Origin of the sequence: Salinispora fenicalii, from assembly GCF_000514815.1 — a bacterium.
Lineage (GTDB): Bacteria > Actinomycetota > Actinomycetes > Mycobacteriales > Micromonosporaceae > Micromonospora > Micromonospora fenicalii.
Map to the genome: position 1 here is coordinate 175,080 of NZ_AZWQ01000017.1, position 24,439 is coordinate 199,518.

The window sequence follows — 24,439 nt, forward strand, 5'->3', positions numbered from 1 at the left end:
TCAGCTCCTTCCGTCTCCACGAGCGGTCAACTCATGGACCAGGGCCACCAGCCGGGTCAGGACGTCGGGGTCGGTCTCCGGTAGCACGCCGTGGCCAAGGTTGAAGATGTGTCCGGGGGCGGCACGCCCCTGCGCCAGCACCCGTCGGACCTCGGCCTCAAGTACCGGCCACGGGGCGAACAGCAGGCACGGATCCAGGTTGCCCTGCACCGCCTGCTGCGGGCCGACCCGGCGGGTAGCTACATCCAGCGGCGTACGCCAGTCAACGCCGACCACGTCGGCACCGGCCTCGCCCATCGCGGTGAGCAGCTCGCCGGTGCCCACCCCGAAGTGGATCCGAGGAACGCCAGCGTCGGCGAGGCCGGCGAGGACCACCTGCGAGTGCGGCAGCACGTACCGGCGGTAGTCGGCTTCGGAGAGGGCGCCGGCCCAGGAGTCGAAGAGCTGCACGGCGGAGACGCCGGCGTCGATCTGCACCTTCAGGAAGGCCAGCGTCACCTCGGCGAGTCGGCCGGCCAGGGCGTGCCACAGATCCGGGTCGCCGTACATCAGGGCCTTGGTCTTCGTATGGTTGCGCGACGGGCCCCCCTCGACGAGGTAGCTGGCGAGGGTGAACGGGGCGCCGGCGAAGCCGATCAGCGGGGTCGCACCCAGCTCTCCGACCAACATCCGGACCGCTTCGTCCACGTAGTGAACATCGTCGCGGTTGATCGGCCGGATCCGCTCCACGTCCGCCGCAGTGGTGACGGGATCGGTCACCACCGGGCCGGTGCCGGGGACGATGTCCAGCGCCACCCCGGCGGCGGCGACCGGCACCACGATGTCGCTGAAGAGGATCGCCGCGTCAACCCCGTGCCGGCGTACCGGCTGGAGGGTGATCTCAGTGATCAGTTCCGGGCGGCGGCAGGACTCCAACATCGCCACGTTCGCCCGGATCTTCCGGTACTCCGGCAGTGAGCGGCCCGCCTGCCGCATGAACCAGACCGGGGTATGCGGGCCGGGTTTGCGCCGGCACGCCCGAACAAAGGGGGAATCGGCCGGATCGCCGGGGCGAGGCCCCTCGTCTCGGGCGGCAGTGCCCGTGGTGTCGGTGCTCATCGTGGCCCATCGTGCCACGCCGCCCGCCCCGCCCCGCCGTCACCGTCACATCGTGTGATCCGCGCCCACATAGCGGCATTCTGGGCCGGACACGGTCGCCGGCCGCCCCAAGTTCCCGGCGTGCCGCCGAATCGGCTGACCCGGGGACCTTTACGCTTCGGTAATGACCCCCCCGACCGCGCTCCCGGAGACGTTCGCCCGCGCGGTTGACGGGCTACGATCGGCCGCCACCCGGGCAGAGATCCAGTTGGAAGAGATCGGCGCACCCCAACGGCTGGCCCCCTTCACCTTCGCCCTCGCCGCGACCGTCCTCCGCGACGACGACGAGGTGGCGAACGGACGCCTGATCCTCCTACACGATCCCGCCGGGCATGAGGCGTGGCAGGGCACGCTACGACTGGTCACGTACGTCACCGCCGAGCTTGAGGTGGACTTGGCCGCCGATCCGCTCCTACCGGAGGTGGGCTGGGCCTGGCTGATCGACGCCCTCCAGGTGCGGCACGCCCGGCACCGGGCGATCGGAGGTACGGTCACGCAGACCATGTCGACCCGGTTCGGTGATCTGGCTGGGCCACCCGCGGCCGGCGATGTCGAGATCCGGGCATCCTGGACGCCGGTGGATGACAAGCTCGTGCCGCATCTGCACGCCTGGTGCACCCTGCTCGCCTCGACCGCCGGTCTCCCGCCGCCCGGGGTGACGGCGCTCCCCGAGCGCCGCCCCGCCGGCACGGCCTGAGCGCCGCCCGCCGGCACGACCCGATGCGAGCGCCGCCCCGCCGACCCGACCCGTAGCGCCCAGGACTCTCCCTAGTCAGAGGTACTCGTCGGCCTCTTCGCAGACCTCTTCCAGGCCCTCGTTGGCCTCCTCGAGAGCCTTCTCATCGCCGAACGCCGCCGCGGCGAGCGCGGTGCTGAGCTGGTCCAGGCAGTTGGCGATAACTTCCTTCTGCCGGGCCTGCTCGTCCCGGTCGTTCTGGGTCCCGGTGAGGTCCTGTTGGGTACGCGCCAGCGTCTCCTGAGACCGCTGCAGGTCGACCTTGACCTGCTCCAACTCGGCGGCGGTCGCCGCGATGGTCGCCTCCTGCGCGCTGATCCGCTCCTCGGCCCGGTTCAGCTCGCCGGTGGTGGTCAGGAAGAGACCGGTCATTACTCCACCAGCGAGGAACAGCAGTCCCGCCACCACGGCCAGAACCACCATCGCCCGTCCCGGCCTGGCACTGCCCGGAGCCGCACCATACGGCGGACCCGACATCATCGGCGGGGCCGCCATCGGCTGCCCGACCGGGGGGTTGATGGTCGGGAGCGGCGCGGTGCTGCCCAGGGGCGCGGCCGACGGGGCTGGGGCGGCGGCAGGGTCGTGGCCGGTCGGCGCCCCGCTGGGTTCGTTCTGCGGTGACGGCGGGGCAGCACCGCCCTGCGCCGCCGGGACGGGCCCAGCGGCATCGCCAGTTGGCTGCCCGGGCAGAGCGGGGTGCGGCGCGGCTCCAAACGGCTGCTGCGGCGCACCCGAACTCGGCTGCCCCGGCACAACCGGCTGCGGCGCAGTTTCAGCCGGACTCGGCTGCCCCGGCACAACCGGCTGCGGCGCAGTTTCAGCCGGCTGCTCCGGGGCGACTCCAGCCGGCTGCTGCGGCGCTGTTCCCGGCTGCCCAGGCACGGCGGGCTGCGGCGCAGCTGAAGTCGGCTCGATCGGGGGCTGGGACATGACTCTCCTCCTGTGGAGCAATTCGGGCAGGTCGCCCGTTGGCTAGAGCAGATCGCGCTGAGGTGGAACGGGACGCCGGAGCGGGGTCAGCAGATATCGAAACTGTCGCAGGCGGTGGCGATCGGCACGGCGAGGCCGATCCCCTCGGCGTCCCGCGCCTTGGCGGTGGCGATCCCGACCACCTGCTGCTCGCCGTTGATCACGGGGCCCCCCGAGTTGCCCTCGTTGATCGGCGCATCGAACTGAATCATCGGCGGATCGCCCCCCTTGGCCTCGCGGAACGCGCTCACCACACCGGTGGTGACGCTGTCCGCCAGGCCGAGGGGGGCACCTACAACGACGATCTGCTGGCCGGACTTGACCGCGGCCGGGGTAGCGACCAGCCCGGTGAAGGCGCTGGTCGTCCGGAGTTGGGCGAGGTCGTTGTCCTCGTCAACCTCGACGATGGTGGCCGGGAAGCGCTGGTCGGTGAGCTCCAGGAAGACCTGCCGCTCCCCCTCCTCCCAGACCGCTTCGACCACGTGGAAGTTGGTGAAGAGATTGGTGCCGCCATCGGCGGTCGGCTCACCGACGGCGAACGCGCTGCCGGTGTACCGCCCGGCGCGGACCCGAAACACGCTGGGCAACACCGCGGCGGCGATCGCCTCCGGGTCAAACGCAGCACCGATCTCCGACTCCAGCTCCGTCGCCCGCGACTCCAGCCCGTCGAGCCGGGTCTGGCTCTCCTGCTGCCCGGCGTTCAACCGCCGATCGACGTCGGCGAGCCGGTCGGTGAGCTGGTGGATCTGGTACGCCTGGACACCGGTCACCAACAGCAGCGCCACGACGAGTAGCGGCACGGCCACCCGCCCGAGCAGGCCCGGCCGCCGAGATGTCGGGGCGGCAGCCGGTTGAGCGCCGGGCCAGAGCCCGGCCGGACCGCCGGCAGGGGGCACGAACGGCGGTGGAACACCTGGCCCGAGAACCGACGGTTGGGGGGAACCGGGCGCGACCGGGCCGCCGACCGCCGGGGCCCCCGGCCAAGCCGCGCTGGACGGGCCGGGCTGGAGCGGCGGGGACCAGGTGGTTCTCGGTGCGGGACCTCCCCCCACTTCGGGCAATCCGTCACCCTCGGCCATACGCCCTCCCCGTACCAATGCTGTTGCGCCCCGGCGGCAACCGGCGCCCCTTGACCGCTAGCTGTTCGACCGCTACGAATGTTGTGGTCTATGGACCGTATCCGTCACAAACACGCTTTGTCTTCACGGTTTGCTCAACCGTAACGGCCGACTCCCGACACGCACTGGACCGGCTGTCCCCGCCCGATCGGGTAGCGCAATAGGGTTGTCGGGTGACCGACGAACCACCCCTACCCCGTCGGGCTGCCGGAAACCGCACGGAAGACGTACCGCACCCGCCGTTGATCCGGTCGGGGAACACGGACGTTGACCCGACCGCTGGTGGCCCAGCTACCACCCCGCGCGAGGCCGAGGGCGGCCCCACCCCGCTGACCGCGCCCGGCGAGGGCACCCCCCAGCCGGTGACCACCCCGGCGGAGTTGGCCGAGGTCGTGGCCCGCTTCGCCCAGGGCACCGGCCCGGTGGCGCTGGACGCCGAACGCGCCTCTGGCTACCGGTACAGCCAGCGGGCGTATCTGGTGCAGCTACGCCGCGCCGGCGCCGGCACCGTCCTGATCGACCCGCTGCCGCTGCCGGAGCTGACCAGCTTGGACGAGGCCATCGGCGAGGCCGAGTGGGTGCTCCACGCGGCCAGTCAGGATCTGCCCTGCCTGGCCGAGCTGGGTCTGCGCCCACGGCGGCTCTTCGACACCGAGCTGGCCGCCCGACTCGCCGGCTTCGAACGGGTCGGGCTCGCCGCGCTGACCGAGAACCTGCTCGGCTTCAGCCTGGAGAAGCACCACTCGGCGGCGGACTGGTCGAGCCGGCCGCTGCCGGAGTCCTGGCTGACCTACGCCGCCCTGGACGTGGAGCTGCTGGTCGAGTTACGGGACGCGCTCGAGGCCGAGCTGACCCGGCAGGGCAAGGCCGAGTGGGCGGCCGAGGAGTTCGCCGCGCTGGTCCGCAACGGCGCCCGCCCGCCCCGGGTCCGCGCCGATCCCTGGCGCCGCACCTCCGGGATCCATCGGGTACGTGGGGCGCGGGCGCAGGCCCGGGTGCGCGCCCTGTGGTACGCCCGGGATCAGATCGCGGCGCGCCGCGACGCGGCGCCGGGACGGGTGTTGCCGGACTCGGCGATCGTCGCCGCCGCCGAGCTGGATCCGCGGGACGAGAAGACGCTGCTGACCCTGCCGGGCTTCGGCGGTCGCTCGGTGCGTCGGCTGGCCCGTACCTGGTTGGCGGCGTTGGACGATGCGCGGGAGTTGCCGGCGGAGGCGCTGCCGGTCGCGCCGACGGTCGAGGGTCCGCCGCCGCCGCATCGGTGGGCCGAGCGGGACCCGGTCGCGGCGGCCCGGCTGGCCCGATGCCGGGAGGTGGTCGTCGGGACCGCCGGCGCACACACCCTGCCACCGGAGAACCTGATCGCCCCGGACTCGATCCGCCGCCTCGCCTGGGTCCCGCCCGAGGAGATCACCGAGGACACCGTGGCGGAGACCCTGCGCGGCCTGGGTGCGCGCGAATGGCAGATCACGCTGCTGCAGCCAGACCTGACCCGGGCGCTGGCTGGCCCGCCCCCGGCCGAAACCTGAGCCATCGATGTGGGGTGGGCCACACGGGGGGTGGTACTCCAGTTGGTTACTGGCAAGTAGCATCCGAGAAAACGCCAGTCCGGCTAACCGGCTAGGAGGCTCAAGTGCCCCGTGAAGTTCGGGATGTCGTCTTCGTTGACGGCGTCCGCACCCCGTTCGGCAAAGCGGGGGGCATGTACGCCAACACCCGCGCCGACGACCTGGTGATCCGCTGCATCCGCGAGCTGCTGCGCCGCAACCCGCAGCTGCCACCGGAGCGGGTCGAGGAGGTCGCCGTCGCCGCCACCACCCAGATCGGCGACCAGGGCCTGACCATCGGCCGGACCGCCGCGCTCCTGGCCGGCCTCCCCAAGACCGTGCCCGGCTTCGCCATCGACCGGATGTGCGCGGGCGCGATGACCGCGGTGACCACGGTCGCCGGTGGCATCGCCATGGGCGCGTACGACGTCGCCATCGCCGGCGGGGTCGAGCACATGGGCCGCCACCCGATGGGCGAGGGAGTCGACCCCAACCCGCGGATCGTCGCGGAGCGACTGGTTGACCAGTCCGCCCTGGTCATGGGCGCCACCGCGGAGAACCTGCACGACCGAGTACCGCACATCACCAAGGAGCGCACCGACGCGTTCGCGCTCGCCTCCCAGCAGAAGACCGCCAAGGCGTACGCCAACGGCAAGCTCCAGGACGACCTGGTGCCGGTGGCGGTCCGGGACCCGGAGACCGGCTGGGGTCTGGCCACCGTGGACGAGGCGCCGCGCGACACCTCGATGGAGAAGCTCGCCACCCTCAAGACACCATTCCGCCCGCACGGCAAGGTCACCGCCGGTAACGCGGCCGGGCTGAACGACGGCGCCACGGCGAGCCTGCTCGTCGCCGAGGAGACCGCACGGGAGCTGGGTCTGCCGGTCGCGATGCGGCTGGTCTCCTACGGCTTCGTCGGCGTCGAGCCCGAGGTGATGGGGATCGGCCCGATCCCGTCGACCGAGAAGGCGCTGCGCATCGCCGGCCTGACCATCGACGACATCGGCCTGTTCGAGCTGAACGAGGCGTTCGCGGTCCAGGTCCTCGCCTTCCTCGACCACTTCGGCATCGCCGACGACGACCCGCGGGTCAACCCGTGGGGCGGCGCGATCGCCATCGGCCACCCGCTCGCCTCGTCCGGCGTCCGGCTGATGACCCAGCTCGCCCGGCACTTCGCCGAGCACCCGGAGGTCCGCTACGGCCTCACCGCCATGTGCATCGGCATCGGCATGGGCGGCACCGTGATCTGGGAGAACCCGCACTGGGAGGGTGGAGCCAAGTGAGCGCGAGCAATGAGTCGAGCCAGTGCGTCCCGCAGTCACGAACGGAGGAGGCACAGTGAGCCTCGCGGCACCGAACGAGGTCGTCACCAAGGCCTTGCTGCGCCTGGTGGACGTACCGGGACTGGACCGCCCCGCCGCCCTGATCACGCTGGACAACGGCTTCGACCACAAGAAGCCGAACACCCTCGGACCGGGGGGCCTGACCAGCCTGGACGAGGCGATCACGGCGGCCCACGCGGCGAAGCCGGCGTTCATCGCGGTGACCGGTAAGCCCTACATCTTCTGCGTCGGGGCGGACCTCACCGGTCTGCCGCTGCTCACCGACCGCGCGCAGGCGCTGGAGATCGGGCAGCTCGGCCACCGGGTGTTCGCCCGGCTCAAGGACAGCGACGTTCCGACCTTCGCGTTCGTCAACGGCGCGGCCATGGGCGGCGGCCTGGAGCTGGCCCTGCACTGCCACTACCGGACGTTGTCCGGCGGCGCCGCGGCCCTCGCCCTACCGGAGGTGTCGCTCGGTATCGTTCCGGGCTGGGGCGGCACCCAGCTGCTGCCGAACCTGATCGGCATCCCGGCGGCGACCCAGGTGATCATCCAGAACCCGCTGATGCAGAACAAGATGCTCAAGCCGAAGCAGGCGGCGGAGATGGGCCTCGCGGATGTCCTGCTGGAGCCGGCGGACTTCCTGGAGCGGTCCCTGGAGTGGGCCGCCGGCGTGGTCCGCGGCGAGCTCACCGTGACCCGGCCCGAGGTCGATCGGGAGATGTGGGACGGCGTCCTCTTCTTCGCCAAGCAGACCCTGGATGCCCGCCTGCACGGCGCCGTCCCCTCCGCCAACCGGGCCCTGGAACTACTCGGCCTGGCCAAGGAGACGGACTTCGCCGCCGGCACCGCCGCCGAGGACGAGGCCCTGGCCGACCTGATCTTCTCGTCGGAGCTACGCAGCGGCCTCTACGCGTTCGACCTGGTGCAGCGGCGGGCCAAGCGTCCGGCCGGGGCACCCGACCGGGACCTGGCCCGGCCGGTGACCAAGGTTGGCATCGTCGGTGCCGGCCTGATGGCCAGCCAGCTCGCGCTGCTGTTCGCCCGCCGTCTCCAGGTGCCGGTCGTCCTGACCGACCTGGACCAGGCCCGCGTCGACAAGGGCGTGGCCTACGTGCACGAGCAGATCGAGAAGTCGGTCAGCAAGGGCCGGATGGACAAAGGCACCGCCGCCAAGCTGTACGGCCTGGTGAGCGGGTCGGTCGACAAGTCCGTCTTCGCCGACGCGGACTTCGTCATCGAGGCCGTCTTCGAGGACCTCAACGTCAAGAAGCAGGTCTGGGCCGAGCTGGAAAAGCTCGTCACGCCCGAGGCGGTGTTGGCCACCAACACATCGTCGCTGTCGGTGACGGCGATGGCCGAGGGGCTCGAGCACCCGGAGCGGGTGGTCGGCTTCCACTTCTTCAACCCGGTCGCCGTGCTCCCGCTACTGGAGATCGTCCGGGGCGAGCAGACCGACGACGCCACGCTGGCCACGGCGTTCGCGGTCGGCAAGCAGCTGAAGAAGTCGAGCGTGCTGGTGAAGGACGCGCCCGCGTTCGTGGTCAACCGGCTGCTAACCCGCTTCCTGGGTACGGTGTTCGCCGCGGTGGACGCCGGCACCCCGCTGGAGGTGGCGAACAACGCGCTCGACCCGCTGGGCCTACCGATGCGTCCCCTGGCGCTACTCCAGCTGGTCGGGCCGGCGGTGGCGCACCACGTCGGCGGCATCCTGCACGCGGCCTTCCCGGACCGCTTCGGGGTCAGCGAGAACCTTAAGCGGATCGCCGAGGCCGGCAAGCCGATCGTCGTTGACGATGAGATCAACGCCGAGGTGGCCGACCTGCTGGTGGTCGGCGACCAGCCGCTCACCGCCGAGCAGGTCCGGCAGAACGCGCTCGACGCGCTGGCGCAGGAGATCCAGCTGATGCTCGACGAGGGCATCGTCGCCGAAGCCCAGGACATCGACCTGTGCCTGATCCTGGGTGCCGGCTGGCCGTTCCATCTGGGCGGCATCACGCCCTACCTGGACCGCACCGGCACCACCGAACGGGTCACCGGCAAGCGGTTCCTGCCGGCCGGTGTCGCCAGCCTCCCGGCCTGACCTGCCCTTTCCCCGTACGCGCGGTGGCCGCCCGTCGGGCGGCCACCGCGCTTCGCTTTGCCCGGCGGGGGTCGGTGCCATGGACCCGGCACCCGACCGGCTAGCATCACCGGCTAGCACCCTCGCCTGGAGGCGATGTCATGTCCTCACCGGTCGATCCCTGGTCCGGCCCACCGGAGCACGGTGCGCAGCCCAGCTACCCGCCGCCGGGCACCCGGCCGCGGGCACCCCGGCACGCGCGTCCGGAGCCCCCCGAACCGGAACCCGACGGCTGGCGGCTCCCACCCCCGCACAACCCCACACCAGCCCCGCGCGACTTCACCCAGCCCCCGCCCGACGCCGCACCGGCCCCACCCGACGCCACACCGGCCCCGCTCTCCTGGTCGGCTCCGGTCTCCACACCAGCCCCGTCCTCCTCAGCGCCCACAATGGACGAGCAGCCGACCCAGGTGCACAGCGCCATCCCGCCGATCCCCCCGGCCGAGCCTGCGGTGGCCCACCACGCCCGGCGGCCAGAGGAGACAGGTAGCCCCGCTGCCGTGTCCGATTCGAAAAAACCGGCGTCCCGGCGGCCGTCCCGGCGTACCTTGCTGCTCTCGCTCGGCCTGGCCGGCCTGCTCCTGGTCTCGCTGGGCGGTCTCGCCTACCTCACCCGTTCCGGTGGAGACGACGCGGCGCCGCCTACGGCCGCCGCCCCGGACTCGCCTGACGCGCCGCAAGCCGCCGACAGCGCCGACCCGCCCCCCTCAGCCGAACCCAGCCCCGAGCCCGAACCCGAACCACAGATTCGCCTCGTCGCACCAAAGTCACTCGACGGTCGGGCCCGGAGCACCGACTCGGAGCTGAAGTCGCTCGCCGCCGGGCTGGTGGAGGACTTGGAAACCAAGGTACGCAGCGGGAACAGCACGGTTGGCGCCTTCTACGGCAGCTTCGAGGATGAGGACATCATCATGGTGGCTGCCGCCTCGGGCTTCGTTCTCAACCCGGAACAGGAGCTGGACGCCACCGTCAAGGCGCTCGCTTCGGACCTGAACGTCCGCAAGATGTCCACAATCTCGGCCGGCCCGCTCGGCGGCGTCGCGAAATGTGGTGACGGTAGCGCCTCCAACATCCCGCTCGGAGTCTGCGCCTGGGCCGACGAAGGCAGCGTGGGCATGATCGTGATGTTCTCCGAGTCAGCCAGCACGGCCCGCTCCGACTTCGTCGACATTCGGGCGGAGATCGAGAAACGTTCCTGAGGCCGGGCCCCGCCCATCCGGACGGCGGGGGTGGGGCCGCCTCGACGGTGACGAATGCCACCAACCTCGGCGGCCCCACGAGCATGCCGCGAGACCGCTCAGTTGTGCTGGCGGCGCTCAGCGACACTGCGCAGGACGCAGAACTCATTGCCCTCCGGGTCGGCGAGCACCACCCAGCCTGAGCCGTCCGGGCGGGTGTGGTCGGCGACGTGCGTCGCTCCGATCTCGATCAGGCGGGCAACCTCCTGGGCCCGGGTCCGATCGGTTGGCTCCAGGTCAAGGTGCAGGCGATTCTTCACCGACTTGTCCTCGGGCACGGCCAGAAACAGCAGTACCGGACCATCCTCGGGCCGCAGGATGGCCTCCGAGTCACCGGGGCGGGCCTCCCGAAGGCACCCGAAGACCTGGGCCCAGAAGCCCGCCAGAGCGTACGGGTCGTGGCAGTCGACGCAGAAATTGTGGAAACGTGCGGTCACGGTCTCTCCTCAGATCAATGGGAGGCACCCCGCACTGCTGGTCAGCGATGTGGGCGGCGGGGCGCGGAACAGTTGCTGGTGAACATCGACGCACCCCCTTCCGCCTCTTGGGCTGACCCCAAGATCCTTACATCGTCATCGGTTGGAAGCAACCCACCCACGGCAGATCGCCATCCCAGTGCCCTCCATTCCCCATGGCACGGAAGAGACCTCAGGTAGGGCGGCCTACTCGGATCGGGCGGTCCCGTCGTGTGTTGACCCACTGGCTGTCGACACCTAGTTTGTTCGTATGGTTCCGAACCAAACAAACTCGATGGTGAAGCTCGACCCGCCCCAGCGGGAGTGGGTCGAGGCGATCGGGTTGTTCCTCGAACGCTCGGGGTTCCCGCCCAGCTCGGCGCGGATCTACGGGCTGCTGCTGATGTCGGCTGAGCCCGAGCTGTCCTTCGAGGACCTGGTGGCCACGCTTGGCTTCGGTAAGGCCGCCGTCAGCACGGGCCTACGCCGTTTGCAGGAGACGAATCGCGTCAGTGAGCGCACCCGGCCGGGTGAACGGCGACGCTACTTCCGAGCACGGCTGGGACCCGACGCCGGCGTCGACCGCTTCCGTGCATTCAACTCTGCGCTGTGTGACCTGCTGGAGAGGGGGATCGCCCTCCGGGGCAGCAGAGCCGATGCCGAGATCACCGCCGACCTCGAAGCATCGGTACGGTTCCTTCGCTTTCTCGACGTGGAGCTGGGCGGGTTGCGGGCACGGTGGGAGGCGAACGGTGATGGTTGACCGACCAGGAATGCTCGATTCGGTCCGGCTGGTGGCCAGGAACGCACCGATCTTTCGGCTCTACCGGCGCCGGGACCGCCTCCGTGCGACCCTGTGCAGGGTCAACGTGGCCCTCGGCCAGGCGGATCCGCAAGACCCACTCACCCGTCGCCGCGTTCGCGAGCTCGACACCGCCGCGGTCCTGCTCGGCCAGGCCAGGTGGCACGCCGAACGCGCTCGGGCGACCGGCGACACCACCGCGCTGAAGCGCGCACGGCAGGCGTTCACCGAGGGACAGCACCTCGCGGACCGCATCGAGGCACTGGTCGCCGGCGGCAGTGGTGAGTACGCGACAGACCGCTTCCCCATCCTGGAGCGGGCGGGCACCGAGATCGATCACTGCCAGGGGGTTCCCTTGGTTCCCACCATCACGCCGGTGGTCGTCCTGCGGGGCAGCGACGAGGAGATGGGCGCGCAGTACGCCCGACAGATCGCGGCCATCTTCGGTCGCTGGATTCTCCGGTACGGCGTGCGTCGGCTCACCGCCGACGAGCGTGTTGAGGTCGGCCGGTGGGAGGCCGTCCACGGCGAACACCTACCCTGGTTGGGCCGATTCGTTGACGGGTGGGTGGCCGGTGCGCGTGAGTCAGGAGTCAATCTCGACCGAGCGTCGATCATGGACCTGTGGGTAGGGCACCGACCACCGGCCACAAGCTGGCTCGACGCCTCCTCGGGGCTACCCGAACTACCCCCGATTGCCTGCACATCCCTCGCGGCCTGGGGGGATTCCACACCGGACGGTGCCTTGGTCGCCGCAGCCACTGGCGATCACGAACTCTCGTACCAGGTAACTGTGGCAGCCTTCCCCGACGACGGCCATCCATTCGTGCACACCGTCTTCAGTGCGGCCGGCACACTACCGACCGTCGGTCCCAACTGGTTCTTCGGCCACCCCGGCATGAGTCGATCCGGGCTGGCCTACGTCCACCACGGCGGCGGGCCGAAGTTCCTCGAACCGCGGCACTCCTGGGGATACGGCCTGCGACGCACGCCATCGGTCTGGCACCTCCTCCGCTACGCCACGTCCGCCCGCGACGCCCGTGAGATGGAACAGAGCTGGCCGATCGGTGACGTTGGACGTGGTGACCAGGCGACGGTGGGCGGCTTCTACGCCGACGCCGACTACGCGTACATCATCGAAGGGCGAGACGATCCCGCCGCGGTCCGTGAAGCGGGCCTGCTCGGTGAACGCGATTTCCTGTACGCCAACAACAGTGCAATGCACCCCGACGCGGTCCGCAGCGAATGGATGCAGCGGGCCCCCGACGGGAGCTGGCTCTGGGACCGGGAGGGCGGCTACCGGCCAGCCACACCGCGTGGGATGACCAAGTCGCCGACCATGCTGCTCAAATGGCTCAGTGGACGCATGAGCACCGACGAGCTACTCGTCGCCGGCATGCAGTTCGCCTACGGGAACAGCTACCACCGCAACGTGTTCCTACGGCGCATGGCCGACGCCCACCACGGCCACCTCGACGTTGAGGCCATGCGGGCCATATACCGAACCGTGGGTACCGCGCCCACCGAATCCTGGGCGGCGGCCGTCCGCCGCTACCGGCGCACCGGCGAGTGGAGTCGCATCTCCGCGGCGCATGCGTCCAACGCGTTTGTTGCCATCATGAAGCCGTCGACCGGGTACTACTCGCTATGTACCGGACCCGCCCGCAGAGGCGCCGCGCCGATGTCACCCGACTCGGCGATGATCGTTCGCGGAGAGACCAACGCCTTCTGGGACCTCGAACTCCCCGACACGCCAACCGCCCTCGTCGAGCACGCCGAAGCGCTGGCGGACCAGCTACATGACCACGCGCGCGACGCCGCGGCGGGAGCCGCGCTAGCCAGAGAGACGGCATCCGACGTTGAGGAGTGGCTCGCGGCCACCCAGACGGACACCTCATCGCTCCGGGACGCCGACAGCATCGAGGGCCTTGGCCGTCGGGTACGCGCGGCGACCAGAGCCCAGGTCCGGGCCCGGCAGATCCTGCAACTGGGCGACCCACCACCCGAGTTCACACTTCCCGAGCGGCGGGAGCCGCCCCGGCCGTCAGCTGGTGCTCCATAGCCCTGCGGGTTGGCGCAGCCGGTGGATCCGGCGGACTCCAGGTCGGGGGAATTGGCTACTGGAACCACGGAGAGTGGTGGCTAGCATCGGGCCGATGCTCACCCTGACTCGAGACGATGGCTACCTGCTCAGCACCGCGCCCGAGCGGCTCGACCTTGACCTGGTCTACCACTGGCTCGCCACCGACGCGTACTGGGCTCACGGGCGGGACCGGACGACCGTGGAGCGCGCCTTCGCGGGCTCGATCGGCTTCGGCGTCTACCGGCCGGACGACGGGCGCCAGGTAGCGGTGGCCCGGGTGGTGACCGACCGAGCCACCTTCGGCTGGCTCTGCGATGTCTACATCCATCCCGCCGAGCGCGGTCGCGGGTTGGGCACCTGGCTCACCGGCGCGGCTCGCGACCATCTCGCCGAGCTCGGCGTACACCGCATCCTGCTGTGCACCAGGGACGCGCACGACGTGTACGCCAAGCGCGGCTTCGCTCCGCTCGCCCAGCCGGACCGATGGATGCAGCTCGACAACCGATGAACGTCATCGTCGGCTCTTTCCCTATTCCCGACCGGTGAGCCGCAGAGCGGAAGCCGCGTCGTCGAGGGTGACGGCTCGGGCAAGCGGCTGGACGTGCTCCCCCTCGGCCAGCCAGAGTCGGCAACCCATCCGGTCAAACGACACCAGCACCGGCTGCCCGGCGTAGTGCTGACCGATCCGGCGCAGCAGCGCGGTCGGGTCCGCCACCGGGGGCGACGGTGCCGCCTGCGGCGCGGGCACCGGCCGCTCCGGCTCCCGGGGAACGGTGGCGAGCAGGTGGCTGTCGAGGTACTCGACGCACCGGGCCACGGCGAGTTCGACGCTGGCGCAGAACGGGGATTCCACCCCGATCGGCGCGTCCCGGGCAGCGAGGCGGATGTCCCACCGTTCCCCCTGGACCTTGGTCGGGTCGCCCGCATCGAGGCGGTGGTCACAGTAGGTCAGACCCGACGGGGCGAAGCCGGCCCCGGAGCAGCGCGAACACCGCGGGTCGGGGCCGGGTGCGCCGAGCCGGCAGTGGCAGCGGCGCAGCCGGGTGCCGGGCCGGCAGTCCGGGCAGGGCCGATGCTCGACGGGCTCGCCCCACCAGGCCGGGTCGGGCGGCTCCACGGCTCTACGTACCAGCTGCCGCACGTACCGAACGATCTGGCCGGTGTCGCGTTCGTGCAGCTTCTCGACGCTGCCGGCGTGCCGCAACGGGGTGTGCCACCAGCGCCCGTCGCCCCAGACCGCCTGGGCTCCAGGCGCGTCGCCGGCCAGGTCCGCGAGGACGGTACGGCCGAGCCGGTCGAGGTCCACGCTCGCCGGTACGCCGGCAGCTCGCACCGGACGCACGGTGTAGGCGGGCGCCTCACGCCCCCGCACGTCGAGCCCGCGCAGCGCCTCTCGGAACGTCGTCGCGGCGACCGCCGAGGGCAGGTCCCGGGCGTGGGCGCGCGGGTCGAGCGGCATCTGCCCGCCGGGCAGCTCATAGCGGATCGCCCAGACCGCCACGTCGTGCCGGCGGCGAGCCTCCACCACCAGGTCGAGGTGGAGCAGGTCGGCCAGTTCGCAGAGCCGGCCCAGCTCGCGGCCGGGCTCGGGGGGCGGCGGCGCTTCGGTGCCCCGTCCGACGTAGACCCGCCATGGGGCGTACTCCTGCTGGGCGAGGGCTTCGGCCTCCAGGGCCAGGCGCTGCTGTGCCGGCAGGTCCGCCCGCCACTGTCGGGGCAGCCAGTACACCGCGTCGTCCAGGGCACACTGCCCCCAGCTCGGGCGAAACCCGCACACGCCGACGGTGCCGGCCAGCTCGGTGACGATGTCCCGCGCCCGCGTGATGCTGTCGGGGCCGACCGGCGGGTCGAGGTGGCCGGGCAGCAGCCGCCGCGACGCCGCCGCCCCGGTGTCCAGGTTGACCACGGTGACCACGAGCTGCGCCCGCCGCCGGCCCGCGCGCCCGCACCGGCCACAGGGCTCGACCACACTGCCGTCACCGCCGCAGACCCGACAGTCGGCGTACGCCTGTCGGCGCAGCAGTCCCCGTCAACGATGAGCTGGTCACCGCCCTGGACGCAGCTGCAGCGCCGAACGCGGAAGCCCAGCCCCTCACACTCATCACAGTCGATCACTTCGAGCATCGTTCGGTCCTTTCGCCTATCCGAGCGCGGCCCCTGCGCGTGGTCACGACCACCGACCGCCGAGCCGGCGGGAACAGGCACCGTCGTGGCCGTCCCGCAACAGACAGCGCCGGCCACCGGGCAGCGGCAGGTCACAGAAGACCCGATGGCGTACGTCCTGCGCGTCCTCGGCCGACACGGTGGTCTCCCCCGGGTCGGTCCGTGGGAGCACCTGCGCCCAGCGGGCCAGCACCCGGGCCAGCCGCTGCGCGGCGGGCAGGTCGCGGGCCACCACCGGCAGGTGGACGACGTAGCGGCCAGTCACCGCCGGGGCTCCGAATCCGTGCCCGCCCACTGGACCCGGGCCTGCTCGGACTGCCAGCGGCGCAACGCGTCCTTGACCCGGTCGGTCTCCCGCCGGCTGCGGGCCAGCGCGTCGTAGACAGCGGCCAGGTCCCCAGCGACCCGATCCAGGAACTCCCCCACCTCCTGCGGGTCCAAGCCGCGCCGGCCCAGCCGTGTGGACCGGAACCGCCGCTGCCGCACCTGCCACGGCCACAGCGGGTCGTAGGCCGCCGAGCGGTAGCAGGTCGGCCCGAGGACCGATCGCCGAAGACGCCCGGCACGCCGGAAGAAGACGCGCATGACAGCACCTGCCTTTCACCGTCGAAATTGAGCTGTGGAAGGGGTAGGCCCACCGGCCCGCCCCGCACCGGCGGACCCACCCCGGCGCCTGCCACCGCAGCCCCGATCGGCGGTACGGCAGCAGGGCAGACGTTCAGCCCCGGACGCGTAGACCGTTCGTAACTCAGTAGATCCGGGACCTCACTCATCGTGCAGCGAACTGCACCCTTTCCGCAACTCCCGATCAGGAACTAAATCATTGCGATGTTCGTCCGGTTCCGGCACACTGACTCCCATGACTGGAAGCCCGACTGTCCGTCGTCGACGTTTAGCCGCTGCGCTGCGCCGCCTTCGTGAGCAGACCGGCATGACCGCCGACCAGGTCGCCAACGAGGTCGGCATCTCGAAGTCCGCGCTCAGTCGGATCGAGAACGCCCAGGTCTCGGTGATGCCGCCGGTCGCCCGCAGCCTCCTTGAGCTATACGGCGTGGAGGGCGAGGAGATCGACGCGCTCGTCCAGATCGCACGAGATGCCCGCAAGCGCGGCTGGTGGCAGGCGTACGACGACGTGCTGCCGAACTGGTTCGGGGTCTACGTCGGGCTGGAAGCCGAAGCATCGGAGATCCGCGCCTTTCAACCGCAACTCGTGCCCGGCTTGCTCCAGACCGCCGACTATGCCCGCGCCGTCATTCGGGCCGAGCATCCAGACTCCTCCGGCGAGGAGGTGGACCGACGAGTGGAGTTGCGGATGCGCCGCCAGGAGTCCGACAATTCGCCGAAGCTCTGGGTGGTGCTGGACGAAGCGACGCTACGGCGACCGGTCGGTGGCGTCGAAGCCTTCCGCACTCAGTTGCGGAGGCTGATCGAGGAGTCAGAACGGCCCGGCCACACCGTGCAGATCTTGACCTTCGGTGCCGGCGAATACGGGTCAATGGGCAGCGCGTTCAGTGTGCTGAGCTTCCCGGAGTTGGCGGACTCGGGGGTCGTCTACGTCGAAACGCGAGCGGGTAGCCTCTATCTCGAAGGCCATCAGGTCAGGGAGTACAGCCGGGTCTTCGAGCACCTGGTCGCCACGGCGGCCAGCGCTCGTGAGTCCCGCGACCTGATCCAGGAGGCGATCAACGAACGGTGAGAGGATGGCGCGCGGTGAACAAAATGGACATGACCTGCGTGACCTGGCGGAAGAGCACTCGCAGCAACGGCTCCGGCGACTGCGTCGAGGTCGCGGCCGACCTGGCGGGGAAGGTCGGGCTCCGGGACAGCAAGGACCCGAACGGACCGGTCCTCACCTTCTCACCAGCAGCCTGGACCACCTTCGTCCGAGCCACCAAGGCCGAAGGTTCACGCCACTGACGAGGTAGCCCCACACACAAAGGCTGCGCGCCCTCTCCCGGACGGGCAGCCTTGCCCTTACCGTCCGCGCCAGTCTCGCGATGAGCGTCGGGACCTTGCAAGGAGGGAACGTGAGTACCTGGGGGGAATACCACGGCATCCGGGTTCCAGGAGATGGCACTCGCCCATCGCGCCATGGCAATCTGAACGAGTACCGCTCCATCCGCTTGATCCAGCAAGTCGTAGAGGAGCACTCCCATGCGTGACCTGACTGGTGCCGCCTGGCGCAAGTCCACCCGCAGCAACAACGGCGGCGACTGCGTCGAGGTCGCCGCCAACCTTTCCGACATTGTCGGGCTCCGGGACAGCAAAGACCCGAACGGACCGGTCCTCACCTTCTCACCAGCAGCCTGGACCACCTTCGTCCGAGCCACCAAGGCCGAAGGTTCACGCCACTGACGAGGTAGCGCCGCCTCCACAAGGCTGCTCCTCCCCTCCTGAACGGGCACCCTTGCTCTTGCCGTCCACACCGGTGAACACGGGGCTGCACAAGCTTGGTTCATGGCGGATAGTGTTCGTCTCGCCACAGAGACGCGCCAATCCGTCTCGCGCGTCCTCACGATCAACCGGGAAGGACGACATGGCCAACATTGAGCAAGTCAAGACCGCGCTCGCCCAGGCAGCCGAGCAGAGCAACGCCACCAAGAACCAGATCCGGGCAGCCATCGAGGGCACCGAGCAGGTGCTCGTCCGGCTGCGGCTGGTGGCCGCTGGCACCGGTCACCCCGCTCTCGCCGAGGCGATCAGCCGGGCTGAGCAGAGCAAGCAACGGCTGGTCGAGGCGGCCACGACCCTTCAGGGCAGCTCCCACGCTGCACGCCAGTACATCAGCGTCCTGGGCTGACCGTGAGCATCGGTGACGTCAAGGCGGAGCTTCGAAACGGCAACCAGTCACTCAACCAGGCCAAGACAACGATCGAGGGCATCGGAGCCGACCTGGCCGAGGTGAGCAGCCTCGCGCTGGCCACCCTCCACGACAGCCAACATCCGGAGGCGAAAGAGGCCCGCAGGGCGCTCGCCGATGCGACCCGCGAAGTGGAGCTGACACTGCGGACAGTCGCGGCCGCCAAAGGCGGGGCAACAGCGTTCCTGAAAGCGCTCGGATGAGCGGCCTCGTGGCGGAGATCGTGGCCCAGCTCAACGCGGCGATCCAACGGCTCGACACGCTCACCGTCGCGGCCACACACGCCCAGGCGGAGATCAGTCAGGGTCACCGCCGTTTTGCCGAGATTTGCCAAGGCACCGATCAGCGAGATTGTCGAGAGGCAGTGACGCAGAGCCGTACCGCTGCGGACAAGGCGAGCCGGCTCGGTCGCCTGACCAGCAAGGCAGCCGGACACCTCGCCGCGTACGGGAACGCCATCGCTCCCGGAGCCGTCCCCAACCGCCCTGGTGAAGCATCACCCTCGGGCGAGCGCCTGGCCGCTGAGGCAGAGAATCGAGGCAGCCGGGCGGAGGCCTTCCTTCGACGCCACGTCAAGAAGGCGGATCAGACAGAAGGTAACCTTCAGAACGCCGAGAAGGCAGCGACAGCGGGGTTCCGTGAATTCGTCCAGCAGACGAAGGGCGGCCCCGGCGGCACCTCAACGTCCACCACCCAGCCAAAGCCCGCTACACCGACAGATCGACCACATCTGGAGCACCCAGTCGCCTCGGTAATCATGGCGGCCGGAGCGGTGGCCGTCGGTCTCAAGGGGCTGTGGAACATGACCAAAAAGCATCGGGAGAGGAAGCGTCGTGACGATTAGTCCTGACATGGTCGCCTACATTCGCACGATGGTGAAAGGCGAGCACGCCGAGAACGACCGCATCGAAGCCCGCCTCGATGACCAGGGCTGGGAAGGCTTCGGCACGCTACTCGGCGCGGTCTTCTACTTCGCGGTGAACCGCCACTTCCCGCACGGCGCCAGCCAGGACGAGGTGATCCGGTTCGTCAGCGAGATGCGAAGCACGACGACAGGTGGGCCCGAAACCGATGCGACAAGTGCGGAGACGTTGATCAACGCCGCTCTCGATCCAAGCATTGACTCGGACATCGACCCGAAGGTGGCCGGACGGGTCCAAGGCCTGACCATCCTGCACACGCTCGGCGCTGGCGCCATTTCGGACGAGGAGTTGGACGACCTTTTGGCGGAGGGATCAGCCCTGGCCAGCCGGGTCTAGCCCGGTCTTCGGGCACCTGGTCGCCCCGGCGCCAGCACTCCAAATCCGCGAGCTGATCCGGAAGGCGATCTAGAGCGGGGAGGGGATGTCGCGGTCCTCCGGCCGTCTCGTGCCGGTCACGGTCGGCGGCGAGCGAACAGGAGGAGAAGCCCGGAGGCCACGATGCTTCCTGCCGCAGTCCAACGCAAGGTGTCTTCGATGGCCTCCGTGAGCCCCACACTTCTCGACTGAATGTCGATCAGCGTCGCTGCGGCCGCTACCCCGAGGCCGGCGACCCCGACGACGATCGCAAGGGTGACACCGGACGCTTCACCCACCAACTCCCGGGCCACAACCGACTGCGTGCCGATGTTGGACATCGTGTACCCCACGCCGTAGCTCAATCCGAACAACGCGAGGCCGGGCAGGTAGGAACCGGAACCACCGCCGAGAGAGACCACAAACAGGCCAATCCCACCGATTGCCGCACTGATGGCCATAACTACCGGAATATTCAGGTGCTCGCCGAGGCGTCCTGCGATCGGACCGGCGACACCGACGCCCACCGAGGCGGTGAGAAGAATCAGCCCCGCGGCGAAAGGTGAGCGACCTTCCCCCTGCTGTAAATAGAGTGTGCTACCGAATACTCCGATGACAATAGCGGTGTTGGCAACCATCCCCAGCAGGGTCACGATGACGTAGGGCCGGTTGCGAAACAGGTCGAGTTTGACCAGCGGATACTTCGCCAACCGCTCACGCTGCACGAACGCCGCCAGAATCAGCAGCCCGACCACGGCGATGCCGGCCGTGGCGAGGGGCTGCCAGGTGCTCGTCAGGTCCACCGCGAGCGTTACCAGGGCGATCCCAGCCGCCACCAGGGCCAGGCCCGGCAGGTCGATCGACCGCGGCACCGTAGGGTCGTGCGACTCACGCACGCCAGCAGCGACCACCGCGATGGTGATAATACACAACGGTACGTTCACGAGCGGCACGACCCGCCAGACGACCAGCTCCGTCATCCCACCGCCGAAGGGAGGGCCGAGCGCCATCGACACGGCGCCGATGCCGTAGGCGTAGCCGATCGCCCGTTTCACCCGGTGCGTGGGAAAGGCATTCGTGACGATGGCGACGGCGAGCGGGAAGATGATGGCGGAGCCGATTCCCTGGACGGTCCGGAAGGCGATGGCGGTCCCCGCGTTGGGGGCTAGGGCAACGCCCAGGGAACAGAGGCCGAAAATCACGAGGCCGGCCATGAGAATGCGTTTGCGGCCAAGGATGTCGCCGAGGCGTCCGCCAGGAATCAGGAACGCCGCCTGGGAGAGCAGGTAGGCGCTGAGCACCCAGTGCAGGTTGGTGGGAGACGTGCGCAGCTCCGAGGCCATCCTCGGCAGCGCGAGGTTGAGCGCGAAAAAGTCGAGGTGGATAAGGATGATGCAGAAGGATGCCGCGACCAACGTCAGCTTGGCCTGCGCTGCGGCTCCGTGAGGTGAGGCATTCCCGGCCACGTGACGAAAGTGTTGCAGGCGAAGAAGCACAGTTTTCCTCACGTGGTTAAGTGGTCGCATTCCCGAGGTGCACCGTAGGCACGTCTCGCACTGTCACACACCCGCCCCGGCTGGTCCGGTGATTCACGGTAATCGCCGAGCCGCGCTGTTCGTCGGCGTGTAGCTGCATGACCCTTTCAAGATCATGAGTATGGGAGAGTGCCCGATCGCGGTCCAACCACAGTGGTGCGTCGTGCGGCGAGGTGAGGACGAAGCTCCGGTACGACGAGGTCTTCTGCCCTTCACTGGTGATGCGCGCAGTACGTATCTGCATTTCACCCGTTCGGGTGACACTCGATGGTCGGTATCTGTGTGAACACAGGTACCGGCCGCGGGTATGTGGTTGCCCGCCGACGGTCAGCCGTAACACGATCTGCTGTGTGCTGAAGCCCGAAATCATGGAGTACTACCAGCGGGGCGGCGAGCGGGATCGGCTTGCTGCCGGCCCGGGCCGGTTGGAGTTCCTGCGCACGTGGGATGTCCTGTCCCGGGTACTCCCGGGTGCGCCAGCGGACTTGCTGGACGTGGGCGGTGCGACCGGGGTCTACGCCGCTCCGCTGGCGCAGGCCGGCTACCACGTCCGGGTTGTCGACCCGGTGCCCGAGCATGTGGCTGAGGCGGCAGCCCGCCCCGGTGTGACCGCCGTCCTCGGGGATGCCCGGGCCTTGCCCGCCGCCGATCGCAGCGTGGACGCGGTCCTGCTGCTCGGGCCGCTGTATCACCTGCCGGAGCGGACGGATCGCGTTGCTGTCTGGCGGGAAGCGGCTCGTGTCGTACGTGCTGGCGGCGTGGTTGTGGGCGCCACCATCAGCCGGTTCGCGTCGCTGTTCGACGGTTTCGTGAAGGGCTACTTCACTGACGCACGGTTCCGACCCATGGTGGAGCGCACGTTGGCCGAAGGAGTGCACCGCAATATCGGCGACACGCAGAGGTGGTTTACCAGCGCCTACTTCCACCATCCGGACGAGTTGGCCGGTGAAGCGACGGAGGCGGGCCTCGTCGTACGGCGGCGGGTTTCGGTCGAGGGCCCGCTGGGGATGACCGGGGCGCGACTGGCCGAGATCCTGGCCAGCCCCGACCTGACCGGCCTGCTGCTGGAAATGATGCGCTCGGTGGAAGACGAGCCGAGTTTGCTCGGCGCCAGCGGCCACGTCCTCACGATCGCCGTCCGGAGCAGCGCAGAAGCGGAGTAGACCACCGCGTCGAAGCCTGGGGTGGGACCGAACGGCCCTTTCGGGGACGCCGTCCCGCGCCGATCCGGGCACCCAACCACAGCCCGCCCAGCAGAACAGCTGCGAAGACGGGCAGCCAGCGGAGGCGGGCGAGGATCCACCACCACGAGTCGGGCGCGGTGTGCAGTCCGGGCAGTGGGGCGGAGCTCAGGGCGAAGAGTGTCACCGCCACCAACGCGGTCTGGTGCCACAAGAAGATCCGCATGGCCCACAGATTCGTCCCGGCCACGACAGCCCAGACCAGCGGCCGGCGGGCGAGCCGGGTCAGCGGGCCACGCAGCAGCAGGGCGAGCCCCACCTGAGCCAACCCGAAGCTCACCGCGACGAGGGTGGGCGGGTTGAGGTTGGACAGGCCCTGGCCTGGCACACCGACCAGGCTGGTCGGATAGTCGAACCAGTGCACCAGCGCGGCGGTGGCCACGACCCCACCGAGGAGCAGCCCGACCGCCGGCAGCCGGGCCCCGCGGGCACAGGCCACCCCGAGGCAGAAGGGTACGAGCCAGGCGGTCGCCACGTTCACCCCACCGAGCCACGACGGGCCGTCGAGCCCGAGCCGCGCCACGTCGACCACGGCGACCGCGGCCACGAGCGGCACGATGATCCGACCGGGCCGGTTCCACACGAGCGGGGTCACGGCGATGAGCCCGGCGTACACCACGACAAACCACAGTGGGCTCAGCACGATGACGCGGACGGTTCGCGCTGACTCTGCGCCGACGGCGGGCATCCAGACCAGGGCCACCACCGCCCAGAGGGCGAGGAAAGCCAGCATCGGACGGAAGAGCCGGTCCATCCGCGCCAGCAGCCACCCGAGGTAGCTTCCCGCCCTCGGCAGTCCAGACGCCGCGGCGAACCCTCCGACGAAGAAGAAGAGCGCGAGGGTCTGCAGCAGCCAGGAGAGTGGGGTGAGGCCGGGCAGGTACGTCAGCGGGCTGGCCACCCGCAGCCCGGACTCGGTGACCACGAAGGCGGTTACCAGCCAGTGGCCGAGCACCACGCCGGCGATAGCTAAGGCTCGTAACACGTCGATGGACCGGTCCCGGCCGGCCGGGGTGGCCGCCGCAAGGCGGGCGGGCAGCGATCTCGCGGTCATGCTGTCCCCAACGCCACGGCAGCGAGACTTTCCAGTGCGGTGGTGCCGGGCAGGAAGTATCCGTCGTGTCCTTCGGCGCCCGTGACATCCAGGTTCCGCGCGCCGAACGAGGGCCGGCTCGGATCCACCCCGTGCCCGAGGCCAAGGACCCGCACGTCGGGGATTCGCCGAATCCAGTCGTTCTCGGCGCTGCCCGCCCAGAGCCGCGCCTCGGTATCCAGCTGTTCGGCCGCACTGACATCGAGGCCAGGGCTTCCCAGCACCACGAGGTCGGTGACCTGAACGGGCAGCCGGGCCGCGGCGTAGGCGAGGACCAGGGATCCGTAGCTGTGCCCGATCACCGTTATCGCCGTGTCCGGCCGGGCCGTGGCGAGCTGCCGGACGTACTCGGTCAGGGCCGTCGCTCCGGCCATCGCGCGCTCCGACCGGATCGCGGCGAGGTCGATGCCGCCGGGCGGCGCGTAGCCGAGCCAGGCCACCACCGCTACCCGCCCGCCAGACGCGGCGTGCAGCTGCCGGGCCTGCCAGTGCGGCGAGCGCCGCAGCACGCCCCCGTGCCCCCGGTCAAGGTTCTCCGGTGTAGTGGCCGCACCGGGCACCAGCACGACAATCCCATCGGCCCCATCCGGATCGCCCACGGTCCGCACCACCGGCACGCCGGTCGCCGCCGGGCTCGGGGCCGGGCACGCGGCGGCCAGCACCGCCGCGACGAGCAGCCGCAACAACCATCGCTTCATGGCAGCGACGCTAGGTAGGGACCGTCCCCGGCAACGTCACCCG

The 24,439-nt window shown here is 70.0% G+C and carries 26 protein-coding genes and 1 pseudogene; 17 read left to right on the top strand and 10 right to left on the bottom strand.

Annotated elements, in window-relative coordinates; all coding sequences use genetic code 11:
- Nucleotides 1-1,098: a uroporphyrinogen decarboxylase gene (gene hemE, locus B116_RS0107700; RefSeq protein ID WP_027659696.1), complete on the bottom strand. Its 1,098-nt coding sequence runs from the start codon at nt 1,096-1,098 to the stop codon at nt 1-3.
- A gap of 163 nt (nt 1,099-1,261) precedes the next feature.
- Between hemE and B116_RS0107705 the strand changes: the two genes are divergently transcribed.
- Complete coding sequence (locus B116_RS0107705) at nt 1,262-1,834, top strand: DUF3000 domain-containing protein (RefSeq protein WP_027659697.1); 573 nt, start codon at nt 1,262-1,264, stop codon at nt 1,832-1,834.
- A gap of 75 nt (nt 1,835-1,909) precedes the next feature.
- Here B116_RS0107705 and B116_RS24825 read toward each other — a convergent pair whose 3' ends face one another.
- Nucleotides 1,910-2,296 carry a hypothetical protein gene (locus tag B116_RS24825; protein ID WP_050591840.1) on the bottom strand — a complete coding sequence of 129 codons (387 nt, stop codon included), beginning with the start codon at nt 2,294-2,296 and terminating at the stop codon, nt 1,910-1,912.
- A gap of 273 nt (nt 2,297-2,569) precedes the next feature.
- On the opposite strand from B116_RS24825, the gene B116_RS25910 reads away from it, so the two are divergent.
- Nucleotides 2,570-2,776: a hypothetical protein gene (locus B116_RS25910; RefSeq protein ID WP_027659699.1), complete on the top strand. Its 207-nt coding sequence runs from the start codon at nt 2,570-2,572 to the stop codon at nt 2,774-2,776.
- 113 nt (nt 2,777-2,889) lie between these two features.
- On the opposite strand, the gene B116_RS0107720 is transcribed toward B116_RS25910, so the two are convergent.
- Nucleotides 2,890-3,921: a S1C family serine protease gene (locus B116_RS0107720; protein ID WP_082312757.1), complete on the bottom strand. Its 1,032-nt coding sequence runs from the start codon at nt 3,919-3,921 to the stop codon at nt 2,890-2,892.
- A 212-nt stretch (nt 3,922-4,133) separates the two neighbouring features.
- On the opposite strand from B116_RS0107720, the gene B116_RS0107725 reads away from it, so the two are divergent.
- The 4 genes from B116_RS0107725 to B116_RS0107740 all read left to right on the top strand — a co-directional run bounded on the left by B116_RS0107725 (nt 4,134) and on the right by B116_RS0107740 (nt 10,150).
- Entirely contained in the window at nt 4,134-5,489 is a 1,356-nt protein-coding gene (locus B116_RS0107725; protein ID WP_027659700.1) for an HRDC domain-containing protein, read from the top strand.
- Between the two features lie 104 nt (nt 5,490-5,593).
- A complete protein-coding gene (locus B116_RS0107730) occupies nt 5,594-6,790 on the top strand; it encodes a thiolase family protein (protein ID WP_018721753.1) in 1,197 nt (398 codons plus the stop codon).
- A gap of 55 nt (nt 6,791-6,845) precedes the next feature.
- On the top strand, nt 6,846-8,912 hold the full coding sequence (locus tag B116_RS0107735; RefSeq protein ID WP_027659701.1) for a 3-hydroxyacyl-CoA dehydrogenase NAD-binding domain-containing protein: 2,067 nt from the start codon (nt 6,846-6,848) through the stop codon (nt 8,910-8,912).
- Nucleotides 8,913-9,340: 428 nt separating this feature from the next.
- Nucleotides 9,341-10,150, top strand: a complete 810-nt coding sequence (locus tag B116_RS0107740) for a hypothetical protein (protein WP_027659702.1) — start codon at nt 9,341-9,343, stop codon at nt 10,148-10,150.
- A gap of 98 nt (nt 10,151-10,248) precedes the next feature.
- On the opposite strand, the gene B116_RS0107745 is transcribed toward B116_RS0107740, so the two are convergent.
- The gene (locus B116_RS0107745; RefSeq protein WP_018721756.1) at nt 10,249-10,626 is read right to left on the bottom strand and encodes a VOC family protein; all 378 of its coding nucleotides are present in this window, start codon (nt 10,624-10,626) and stop codon (nt 10,249-10,251) included.
- A gap of 316 nt (nt 10,627-10,942) precedes the next feature.
- Between B116_RS0107745 and B116_RS0107750 the strand changes: the two genes are divergently transcribed.
- From B116_RS0107750 to B116_RS0107760, 3 genes are all read left to right on the top strand, one after another.
- Complete coding sequence (locus B116_RS0107750) at nt 10,943-11,407, top strand: GbsR/MarR family transcriptional regulator (RefSeq protein ID WP_027659703.1); 465 nt, start codon at nt 10,943-10,945, stop codon at nt 11,405-11,407.
- The gene (locus tag B116_RS0107755) at nt 11,400-13,508 is read left to right on the top strand and encodes a hypothetical protein (RefSeq protein ID WP_027659704.1); all 2,109 of its coding nucleotides are present in this window, start codon (nt 11,400-11,402) and stop codon (nt 13,506-13,508) included. The genes B116_RS0107750 and B116_RS0107755 overlap by 8 nt, the downstream gene beginning before the upstream one ends.
- A gap of 94 nt (nt 13,509-13,602) precedes the next feature.
- The gene (locus B116_RS0107760; RefSeq protein ID WP_027659705.1) at nt 13,603-14,037 is read left to right on the top strand and encodes a GNAT family N-acetyltransferase; all 435 of its coding nucleotides are present in this window, start codon (nt 13,603-13,605) and stop codon (nt 14,035-14,037) included.
- Nucleotides 14,038-14,058: 21 nt separating this feature from the next.
- Here the strand turns inward: B116_RS0107760 and B116_RS24830 are convergent.
- The 3 genes and pseudogenes from B116_RS24830 to B116_RS0107775 form a co-directional block, all read right to left on the bottom strand.
- Nucleotides 14,059-15,653, bottom strand: a pseudogene (locus B116_RS24830) (hypothetical protein).
- A gap of 43 nt (nt 15,654-15,696) precedes the next feature.
- Complete coding sequence (locus B116_RS0107770; RefSeq protein WP_027659706.1) at nt 15,697-15,957, bottom strand: hypothetical protein; 261 nt, start codon at nt 15,955-15,957, stop codon at nt 15,697-15,699.
- Complete coding sequence (locus B116_RS0107775; RefSeq protein ID WP_027659707.1) at nt 15,954-16,277, bottom strand: DivIVA domain-containing protein; 324 nt, start codon at nt 16,275-16,277, stop codon at nt 15,954-15,956. Before B116_RS0107775 ends, B116_RS0107770 begins: the two co-directional genes overlap by 4 nt.
- 274 nt (nt 16,278-16,551) lie before the next feature.
- Here B116_RS0107775 and B116_RS0107780 point away from each other — a divergent pair, with 274 nt between their 5' ends.
- From B116_RS0107780 to B116_RS0107810, 7 genes are all read left to right on the top strand, one after another.
- A complete protein-coding gene (locus tag B116_RS0107780; RefSeq protein WP_027659708.1) occupies nt 16,552-17,388 on the top strand; it encodes a helix-turn-helix domain-containing protein in 837 nt (278 codons plus the stop codon).
- 14 nt (nt 17,389-17,402) lie between these two features.
- Nucleotides 17,403-17,609, top strand: coding sequence for a DUF397 domain-containing protein (locus B116_RS0107785; protein WP_027653221.1), 207 nt, complete (start codon nt 17,403-17,405; stop codon nt 17,607-17,609).
- A 237-nt stretch (nt 17,610-17,846) separates the two neighbouring features.
- The gene (locus tag B116_RS0107790; RefSeq protein ID WP_027659709.1) at nt 17,847-18,047 is read left to right on the top strand and encodes a DUF397 domain-containing protein; all 201 of its coding nucleotides are present in this window, start codon (nt 17,847-17,849) and stop codon (nt 18,045-18,047) included.
- A gap of 181 nt (nt 18,048-18,228) precedes the next feature.
- Complete coding sequence (locus B116_RS0107795; protein ID WP_018791397.1) at nt 18,229-18,492, top strand: hypothetical protein; 264 nt, start codon at nt 18,229-18,231, stop codon at nt 18,490-18,492.
- Nucleotides 18,493-18,494: 2 nt separating this feature from the next.
- Nucleotides 18,495-18,755 (top strand): hypothetical protein, encoded by a 261-nt coding sequence (locus B116_RS0107800; RefSeq protein ID WP_027659710.1) that lies wholly within the window; start codon nt 18,495-18,497, stop codon nt 18,753-18,755.
- Nucleotides 18,752-19,396 carry a hypothetical protein gene (locus B116_RS0107805; protein ID WP_027659711.1) on the top strand — a complete coding sequence of 215 codons (645 nt, stop codon included), beginning with the start codon at nt 18,752-18,754 and terminating at the stop codon, nt 19,394-19,396. Before B116_RS0107800 ends, B116_RS0107805 begins: the two co-directional genes overlap by 4 nt.
- A 7-nt stretch (nt 19,397-19,403) precedes the next feature.
- Nucleotides 19,404-19,811 (top strand): hypothetical protein, encoded by a 408-nt coding sequence (locus tag B116_RS0107810; protein WP_027659712.1) that lies wholly within the window; start codon nt 19,404-19,406, stop codon nt 19,809-19,811.
- A 116-nt stretch (nt 19,812-19,927) separates the two neighbouring features.
- Here the strand turns inward: B116_RS0107810 and B116_RS0107815 are convergent, their stop codons facing one another.
- Nucleotides 19,928-21,325, bottom strand: a complete 1,398-nt coding sequence (locus B116_RS0107815; protein ID WP_027659713.1) for an MFS transporter — start codon at nt 21,323-21,325, stop codon at nt 19,928-19,930.
- A gap of 389 nt (nt 21,326-21,714) precedes the next feature.
- Here B116_RS0107815 and B116_RS0107820 point away from each other — a divergent pair, with 389 nt between their 5' ends.
- Nucleotides 21,715-22,527 (top strand): class I SAM-dependent methyltransferase, encoded by an 813-nt coding sequence (locus B116_RS0107820; protein WP_018721770.1) that lies wholly within the window; start codon nt 21,715-21,717, stop codon nt 22,525-22,527.
- Here B116_RS0107820 and B116_RS0107825 read toward each other — a convergent pair.
- Complete coding sequence (locus B116_RS0107825) at nt 22,490-23,659, bottom strand: acyltransferase family protein (RefSeq protein WP_027659714.1); 1,170 nt, start codon at nt 23,657-23,659, stop codon at nt 22,490-22,492. The two genes, B116_RS0107820 and B116_RS0107825, sit on opposite strands and share 38 nt — an antisense overlap.
- On the bottom strand, nt 23,656-24,396 hold the full coding sequence (locus B116_RS0107830; protein WP_027659715.1) for an alpha/beta hydrolase: 741 nt from the start codon (nt 24,394-24,396) through the stop codon (nt 23,656-23,658). Before B116_RS0107830 ends, B116_RS0107825 begins: the two co-directional genes overlap by 4 nt.
- Between the last annotated feature and the right edge of the window lie 43 nt (nt 24,397-24,439).

Bases quoted from the DNA above. Each gene is read 5' to 3' on its own strand.
- hemE (WP_027659696.1), bottom strand. From the start codon at position 1,098: ATGAGCACCGACACCACGGGCACTGCCGCCCGAGACGAGGGGCCTCGC.
- B116_RS0107740 (WP_027659702.1), top strand. From the start codon at position 9,341: ATGGACGAGCAGCCGACCCAGGTGCACAGCGCCATCCCGCCGATCCCC.
- B116_RS0107830 (WP_027659715.1), bottom strand. From the start codon at position 24,396: ATGAAGCGATGGTTGTTGCGGCTGCTCGTCGCGGCGGTGCTGGCCGCC.
- B116_RS0107795 (WP_018791397.1), top strand. From the start codon at position 18,229: ATGGCCAACATTGAGCAAGTCAAGACCGCGCTCGCCCAGGCAGCCGAG.
- B116_RS0107760 (WP_027659705.1), top strand. From the start codon at position 13,603: ATGCTCACCCTGACTCGAGACGATGGCTACCTGCTCAGCACCGCGCCC.
- B116_RS0107825 (WP_027659714.1), bottom strand. From the start codon at position 23,659: ATGACCGCGAGATCGCTGCCCGCCCGCCTTGCGGCGGCCACCCCGGCC.
- B116_RS0107805 (WP_027659711.1), top strand. From the start codon at position 18,752: ATGAGCGGCCTCGTGGCGGAGATCGTGGCCCAGCTCAACGCGGCGATC.
- B116_RS0107810 (WP_027659712.1), top strand. From the start codon at position 19,404: ATGGTCGCCTACATTCGCACGATGGTGAAAGGCGAGCACGCCGAGAAC.
- B116_RS0107720 (WP_082312757.1), bottom strand. From the start codon at position 3,921: ATGGCCGAGGGTGACGGATTGCCCGAAGTGGGGGGAGGTCCCGCACCG.
- B116_RS0107780 (WP_027659708.1), top strand. From the start codon at position 16,552: ATGACTGGAAGCCCGACTGTCCGTCGTCGACGTTTAGCCGCTGCGCTG.
- B116_RS0107755 (WP_027659704.1), top strand. From the start codon at position 11,400: ATGGTTGACCGACCAGGAATGCTCGATTCGGTCCGGCTGGTGGCCAGG.
- B116_RS0107775 (WP_027659707.1), bottom strand. From the start codon at position 16,277: ATGCGCGTCTTCTTCCGGCGTGCCGGGCGTCTTCGGCGATCGGTCCTC.
- B116_RS0107705 (WP_027659697.1), top strand. From the start codon at position 1,262: ATGACCCCCCCGACCGCGCTCCCGGAGACGTTCGCCCGCGCGGTTGAC.
- B116_RS24825 (WP_050591840.1), bottom strand. From the start codon at position 2,296: ATGGTGGTTCTGGCCGTGGTGGCGGGACTGCTGTTCCTCGCTGGTGGA.
- B116_RS0107790 (WP_027659709.1), top strand. From the start codon at position 17,847: ATGCGTGACCTGACTGGTGCCGCCTGGCGCAAGTCCACCCGCAGCAAC.